The 6342-nt window shown below is 37.7% G+C and carries 7 protein-coding genes and 2 pseudogenes; 6 read left to right on the top strand and 3 right to left on the bottom strand.

Annotated elements, in window-relative coordinates; genetic code table 11:
* Together AC1DVK_RS18895 and AC1DVK_RS18890 are read left to right on the top strand one after the other, a co-directional pair.
* A pseudogene (locus tag AC1DVK_RS18895) lies at positions 1 to 168 on the top strand (serine hydrolase domain-containing protein); the annotation flags it as partial.
* Between the two features lie 204 nt (positions 169 to 372).
* A pseudogene (locus tag AC1DVK_RS18890) lies at positions 373 to 629 on the top strand (transposase); the annotation flags it as partial.
* 249 nt (positions 630 to 878) lie between these two features.
* Here the strand turns inward: AC1DVK_RS18890 and AC1DVK_RS18885 are convergent.
* Together AC1DVK_RS18885 and AC1DVK_RS18880 are read right to left on the bottom strand one after the other, a co-directional pair.
* The gene (locus AC1DVK_RS18885) at positions 879 to 965 is read right to left on the bottom strand and encodes a hypothetical protein (protein ID WP_477627112.1); all 87 of its coding nucleotides are present in this window, start codon (positions 963 to 965) and stop codon (positions 879 to 881) included.
* A gap of 332 nt (positions 966 to 1297) precedes the next feature.
* Positions 1298 to 1591, bottom strand: coding sequence for a hypothetical protein (locus AC1DVK_RS18880; RefSeq protein WP_477627110.1), 294 nt, complete (start codon positions 1589 to 1591; stop codon positions 1298 to 1300).
* A gap of 470 nt (positions 1592 to 2061) precedes the next feature.
* Between AC1DVK_RS18880 and AC1DVK_RS18875 the strand changes: the two genes are divergently transcribed.
* The 4 genes from AC1DVK_RS18875 (at position 2062) to AC1DVK_RS18860 (ending at position 4883) form a co-directional block, all read left to right on the top strand.
* A complete protein-coding gene (locus AC1DVK_RS18875) occupies positions 2062 to 3078 on the top strand; it encodes a multicopper oxidase domain-containing protein (RefSeq protein WP_477627109.1) in 1017 nt (338 codons plus the stop codon).
* A 19-nt stretch (positions 3079 to 3097) separates the two neighbouring features.
* Entirely contained in the window at positions 3098 to 4267 is a 1170-nt protein-coding gene (locus AC1DVK_RS18870) for a ZIP family metal transporter (protein WP_477627108.1), read from the top strand.
* A 15-nt stretch (positions 4268 to 4282) separates the two neighbouring features.
* Positions 4283 to 4426, top strand: coding sequence for a hypothetical protein (locus tag AC1DVK_RS18865; protein ID WP_410861598.1), 144 nt, complete (start codon positions 4283 to 4285; stop codon positions 4424 to 4426).
* Positions 4427 to 4655: 229 nt separating this feature from the next.
* Entirely contained in the window at positions 4656 to 4883 is a 228-nt protein-coding gene (locus AC1DVK_RS18860) for a twin-arginine translocase TatA/TatE family subunit (RefSeq protein WP_477627107.1), read from the top strand.
* Between the two features lie 477 nt (positions 4884 to 5360).
* On the opposite strand, the gene AC1DVK_RS18855 is transcribed toward AC1DVK_RS18860, so the two are convergent.
* Complete coding sequence (locus AC1DVK_RS18855) at positions 5361 to 6320, bottom strand: VOC family protein (protein WP_477627106.1); 960 nt, start codon at positions 6318 to 6320, stop codon at positions 5361 to 5363.
* Positions 6321 to 6342 lie beyond the last annotated feature (22 nt).

Raw genomic sequence — 6342 nt, 5'->3', positions numbered from 1 at the left:
AACGGTGTCTCGATATGGGGACACACAGGTGGCATTCTAGGGTTTTCTACTATTGCTGGAGGTACACTTGGAGGCAAGCATACGTTGGTCGTCAGTTTGAACAGTTTGGGTAGAGATAACAGTCCTAATCCTTTTAAAAATATTTTACTTGCTGAATTTAGCAAGTAGGCAAAAAGGGAAAATTTTGTCGTAGTTTTTATAGCTAAAAATATACTTTTCTGGTTCAAAAGACCCGACTTACTTTTAAAAATAAATTTAGGGCTTTTTGGAATCCAGGTGGCAACCCCATGCTATTAAGCTAATAAAACAAAATCCTCCTTAAAATGAAAAAATACGCTATTCTTTCTGTAAAACCATAGGAAAGGATGGCGTTTTTACTCATTATGTTGGCAAATTGAACTTAACTTTAAAACATGGAAATCATTTTTTCGTATTAAGCAATGTAATTCGTAAAACTGGAAAGATTAGAGTGTCATCTATATGGACAATTAATTAGCATCCTTCTTTGTTCCCACAATATGCTTCAAATGCGCCAATTACTCCTCATCAAGAAGAAACGAAAATTGAKTGAATATAAGGCTGTTTATATCATTAAAGATTATTTTCCACTTTTTTATCAAGCATTAAATAACGAATATTAATAGACTGACAACCCCTAAATATCATAAACATAGATTTCACTTCCTTTTATTTATTATCTTCATATCAAGCATCACAATACTAATACCTTTACTTTTTTTTCTTCGTGTTGTTTTTTCGCCCGCGGCAAGGTACTTACACTGATCTCTGTCATTTATTCAACTTGTCTATAAGATTTCGTTTTTAATAAATCAAGAGAATGTGCAATCTGCTTTTTATATTTCTTTGGTCGCCCTTCTTTAAAATCCGGATTTAATTTCGGAATCACTTTTCCTTCTTGTGTGTTCTACAATCGTATCTCTTTCAAATTCGGCAAATGAACTCATGATATTAAACATCAATTTTTTTCTATTGGTGTATTTTCCACTACTATCATTTTAGTATATGAACCTTACCCCCTTTTTAGAGAAAACCATCTAATTGTTTGAATAGCATTTTTACCGAACGTGCAAAGCGATCAAATTTTGTCCCCGTAAACTTTTCGGAGTAAATTACCTCGCAACCTTTTTTCAACATTTGAATTTCAGATTCCGAATCTTGGTTTAAGGTACTCACTCTGGCATATCCATATTACGCACAGTAATCTTTCTGGCATTAATCAACCGCTGTTTGGCCTGATTGATCGCATTATGAATTTTTACGTCATTCGCAAAATAGATCACCTGATCGTAGGAGTAAAGCTGATGGTCCCGTCGTCCACTGGAAAGCATATCATCAAACATCTTAATCTATCATAGCGCTTACGATCTTTCTTATTCAATTCCAGTACAACCCAAGTGGTAGACGTTCCCATCAGTTCCTTTAAAAAGAAAACAGCATCTGGTATTCGGTCTCGATTATCATTGTAGGCCTTCAATTTACTTTGATTATCTCCTTCTCCTAACATAGAAAAGCAAATTTCCCTCTCTGTTCGATATAAAGGCAACGGCCTGCTTTTCCGATTGTAGTTCATGTATCAAGTCGGTAATAAGAAGATCATGCTGCATGGTGTAGATCGTTGCCTTATTTGGAACGGTCACATTGACATTCGTTAATTTCCTTGCCTTAATCGTTCCAAGATAAACCCCTACTTTAAGTGCAATGCGTTCATGCTTGACAAATTTTTGGCCGTCACCATACCATTCCTCAAAATGAACGATAAATACTCCAAATCTTCTCTTTCAACGAAGTGTACTTTAACATTACCAAAAATATCATCCTCTTCTAGAAAATATAGTCAAGCTGTACTCAAATTGAACAAAAAACTAATAATTAAAGTTGAATCATGAATTATTCATGCACCTCTCACAGATTTGTACTTGCGTGTCTTTGCATACGAAGCATTTTGCAAAAATATGTTGACATGAACCTTGTCTCCGCTTTAAATTATAGCTAATACAAAAAAAGTTTCCTTAAAGAAACTTTTTGAGAGGTGGTCAAGTGATGTCTGAAGAAAACAAGGTATCCCGCAGAGATATATTAAAGATGGGGACTGCAGGAGCGTTTGGGGTAGCTGGAACGTATTACTTTAATAAAATGGCACAATTTCCAACTGTAGCTAAGGCAGCAAATGATTCGTCTCACAAAACTAGCCACCATTCCAATCATGCAAACATGATTKATAAAACAAAMACGACAGGTTATAAAATGGCAGAACGGCTCCTTACTGAGTTTGATTATGGAAAAGTTACCAAGCTGCCAAACGGGCAAACACTCCGGGAATACGAGGTCGTGGCTATTGATAAAGAAATTGAAATTGCCAAAGGAATTAAATTTCCTGGCTGGACTTATAACGGGACTATTCCAGGACCAACTTTTCGTTGTACCGAAGGGGACCTTTTGCGGTTTCACTTTATTAATAAGGGCAGCCATCCCCACTCTATTCATTTTCACGGTATCCATCCTCCAGAGATGGACGGTTTAACTTCCATTTTTCCTGGACAAAAATTCACATACGAATTTGAAGCGAAACCATACGGATTACAAATTTACCATTGCCATGTACTCCCCCTAGCCCGCCATATCCATAAAGGTCTATACGGTAATTTTATTATTGATCCAAAGAAGCCAAGAGAGCCGGCATTCGAGTTAAACATGGTTATGAATGGATTTGATTTGGATTTAGATGGCGAAAACGAATTTTACACAGTGAATGGCTATGCCTTCGCATTTATGAATCACCCTATTAAAATTAAAAAAGACCAACTCGTTCGGATCTATCTAAGTAATTTAACAGAATTCGACTTATTAAATTCGTTTCACTTGCATGCGAATTATTTTACGTACTATCCAACCGGTAGAAACGATAACCCCTCCCAGTTTACAGATACCATCATGCAATGTCAGGGAGAGCGTGGAATAATTGAGGTTCGTTTTCCTTACGCGGGAACATATATGTTTCATGCCCATGTTAGTGAATTTGCTGAGTTAGGCTGGATGGGATTTTTTGAGGTCGAGTAAAGAAGGGGGAGATATTAATATGAAGGGGAAAGGAATAATTACTGGTTTAATACCGTTAATAATATTAATAGGTGTGCTGGGATTTGTGCTAAAGAATGGAGCAGGTGTAGAAAAAGATCCTGTAGCACCAATAGAAGTGTTGAACATTGAACGCATCAAGGTAACTAATACCGGTTTCGAATTATCTGTTAGTAATACGGGACCCACACCATTAACGATTTCCCAAGTTATGGTCAATGATTCGGTGTGGAATTACAGTGTCTCCCCTCAAGCTAAACTTGAACGATTTGAGGAAGGAAAGGTAAACATCGCTTACCCATGGGTGGAAGGTGATCCACATACCATTAAATTAATCACAGAAAATGGGATTATCACGAAAGGTGCACTTGCAGCCACCACGCTTACTCCAGAAACCAACCGAAGCAACTTTTTGAACTACGGCTTAATAGGCTTTTATGTTGGAATAGTGCCGATTACATTGGGTTTGTTGTGGTATCCATTTATGAAACGTTTCTCACGAAAGTGGATTAATTCGATTCTTGCCCTTACCGTTGGGCTGCTTTTATTTTTATTTGTTGGGACGCTAGCTGATGGATTTGAGATTGGTGCAGAAGCTCCTTCTGTCTTTCAGGGCAATATGATTGTCATTATTGGAGCTTCCTTAACCTTCTTATTTTTAATCGGCTTTGATCAGTATCAACAAAGAAAGCAAGAAAAGAAAGGGTATTCACCTTTTGGTATGGCTTTGTTGATGGCTACCGGAATAGGACTTCATAACTTTGGGGAAGGCTTGGCAATTGGTTCTTCTTTTTCTCTTGGTGAAGCCGCTTTAGGAACCTTTTTAATTATCGGATTTACCCTTCACAACATTACGGAAGGTATTGGAATCGCTGCTCCTTTATTAAAGACCACACCTAGATTGAAAGACTTTTTATTACTGGGAGGTATCGCAGGTGCACCCGCCATTTTAGGTACTTGGGTTGGGGCGTTCATCATCTCGCCAATTTGGGGAGCTTTCTTCCTGGGTATTGGTGCAGGGGCAATTCTTCAAGTAATTTATGTAATAACGAAAATGCTCATTGACGATCATAGAACACATAGAGAACCATCTGTCTCATGGTTAAACCTTTCTGGATTCACGATTGGACTGTTAATCATGTACTTTACTGCATTTTTCGTTAAATTTTAAGGGAGAACTAAATAAATGAACCTTGGAGTATTTGACCTAAAAAGCTTTCTAATGTCGGGAGTAGGTTGTTCTTTAAGTGAACAATCAATTAAAGGATTAGTAGATATCAAGGAAGAAGACATTGCAGGAGACTTCTATTCTCTTGTTCATGTTTTTTAGGTGATTTCTTGAAATAAGGTCACATGTACGACCATCATTTAAAGAGTGTTCTCTAAAGGTTCAAAAACATGGGGGCGTCATAATTTGCCTACACCACCATTTCCCCCCTAATGAAGAGGCGTAATTCATTGCAGTCCAGCACCCGAGTGGCGGATGGCACTTCACCCTGGCGAAACGATGCCTTTGTGTTACTCTGTAAAGAATTCCAATTTCAGGAGGCTGATTATTAATGTTTTCAAATATCGGAATTCCAGGTTTAATATTAGTATTTGTCATTGCCTTGATTGTTTTTGGACCAAAAAAGCTGCCGGAAATCGGCCGGGCTTTTGGACGTACTTTAACTGAATTCAAAAGTGCGACCAATGGATTAGTATCTGATGAAAAAGATAAAGAGGAAGAGAATAATCCTGAGTTAACGACTGGTGAAAAGAAACTGGATAAATCGTCAGTTTCATAAGGTACTAGGGTAGACGGGGCAACCCGTCTATTTATTTTATTTTTAAAAAACGAGACATCCGCCAAGGAATACAGCGATATACATCTTATCGGTTTCTGTTGCAAATATGATTTGTTAGAAACATATAACCTCAACATCTATTTCCACTATGAATTATGATGTTTTTACTCTCTCACTTTAGGCAGACTTCACCATTTGTTGAAGTGGCCCTTTTTTCAGCATATGCATCACCTACTCCACAGATTAATTGTTGGGCTGTTCGAAATATTTTTAGCCTAACTTAGAACGAACTCGCTAATTAATAAATCGATGATCTTGTTCGACGATATTATTCATCTGGATTTATAAAGTATATTAGAGCTATACTAAAGCCTGTTTTTTTCGGATATCCCCTACTCCCTCCGCCTACTATTGTTTTTTACCAGCTTGATTCCTTGAAAAGAATAAGCATTTTGATATTCTTGGATTGAAACATGGTTACCCATCAAAACGTTCTAGTAATTCAATAATCACTTTAAAGGTCGATATTGTATCCATATAGGCATATCGCCCTTTTCCGTTAAAAAAGTTACCTGTCTGTATGACCGGATAGCCCATTTCCTCCAACATCTTCATTTTACCTTCCATATCTTTAACGACAAAAGAGATATGGTGAACTCCCTCACCATTTGTTTCAAGATGATCTTTCCATATGCTAGGTGATTCGCCCGGCTCGATTAATTCAACCTGAATTAACGGGGTATCGATGAACATGTATCTAGATTCTCCTTCAGTGGGCTTCCCTTTGTAAATCACATTTGTAATTTCGGTTGACCCAGAATGAATGATGGGAGGTTTTTCAATACCCAACAACTTACAATATGCATCTGCAGCCGCATCCAGGTCTTTTACAACTAACGCAAGCTGTTCCACTTTGTTAGTCCCTAATAACGGCTGAACTCTTTCATCTTCTGGTCTTTCCCATGCCGTTTTTCTTGGCTCTTCACTTTCAAGCAGCTCAACTAACGTTTTGTGATCATCTAGTGTATCCACATATACATACCGGCCGTCACTTGAAGTGAATTCACCCGTTTGCAAAGCTGGGTATGCACTTTTCTCCATGATTGGCAGTCTCTTTTGGATAGAATCTACATCAAAAGCAATATGGTGGATCCCTTCACCTACTTCATCCAGGAACTCACGCATCGTTCCTGGATTATTATCTGGTTCTATTAGTTCAATTTGTACGGTTGGTGTATTCAGAAAAGCAAGTTTAGATTTTGATTCCGTTGGTACACCTCTAAAAGTCACTTTCGAAACAGAACTGTCACCAGTTAGAAATGGTTCTGCCTTCTTAATGCCTAGCAGTCTTGTGAAAGCTAGATTAGCAGCTTCAATATCTTTAACAACAAATGCAAGTTGATTAATGGTCCTATTGCCCAATAGTGATTCTGCCAACCTTATAAACCTTCTTCCACAA

The organism is Peribacillus sp. P4_B1 (assembly GCF_056402395.1).
The sequence above is the reverse complement of the archived record's forward strand: the minus strand, read 5'-3'. Positions and strand labels throughout refer to the sequence as shown.

Coding starts and splice junctions, on each gene's coding strand:
- AC1DVK_RS18885 (WP_477627112.1), bottom strand. CDS start 965: ATGAGTTCATTTGCCGAATTTGAAAGAGATACGATTGTAGAACACACA.
- AC1DVK_RS18880 (WP_477627110.1), bottom strand. CDS start 1,591: ATGAACTACAATCGGAAAAGCAGGCCGTTGCCTTTATATCGAACAGAG.
- AC1DVK_RS18870 (WP_477627108.1), top strand. CDS start 3,098: ATGAAGGGGAAAGGAATAATTACTGGTTTAATACCGTTAATAATATTA.
- AC1DVK_RS18865 (WP_410861598.1), top strand. CDS start 4,283: ATGAACCTTGGAGTATTTGACCTAAAAAGCTTTCTAATGTCGGGAGTA.
- AC1DVK_RS18860 (WP_477627107.1), top strand. CDS start 4,656: ATGTTTTCAAATATCGGAATTCCAGGTTTAATATTAGTATTTGTCATT.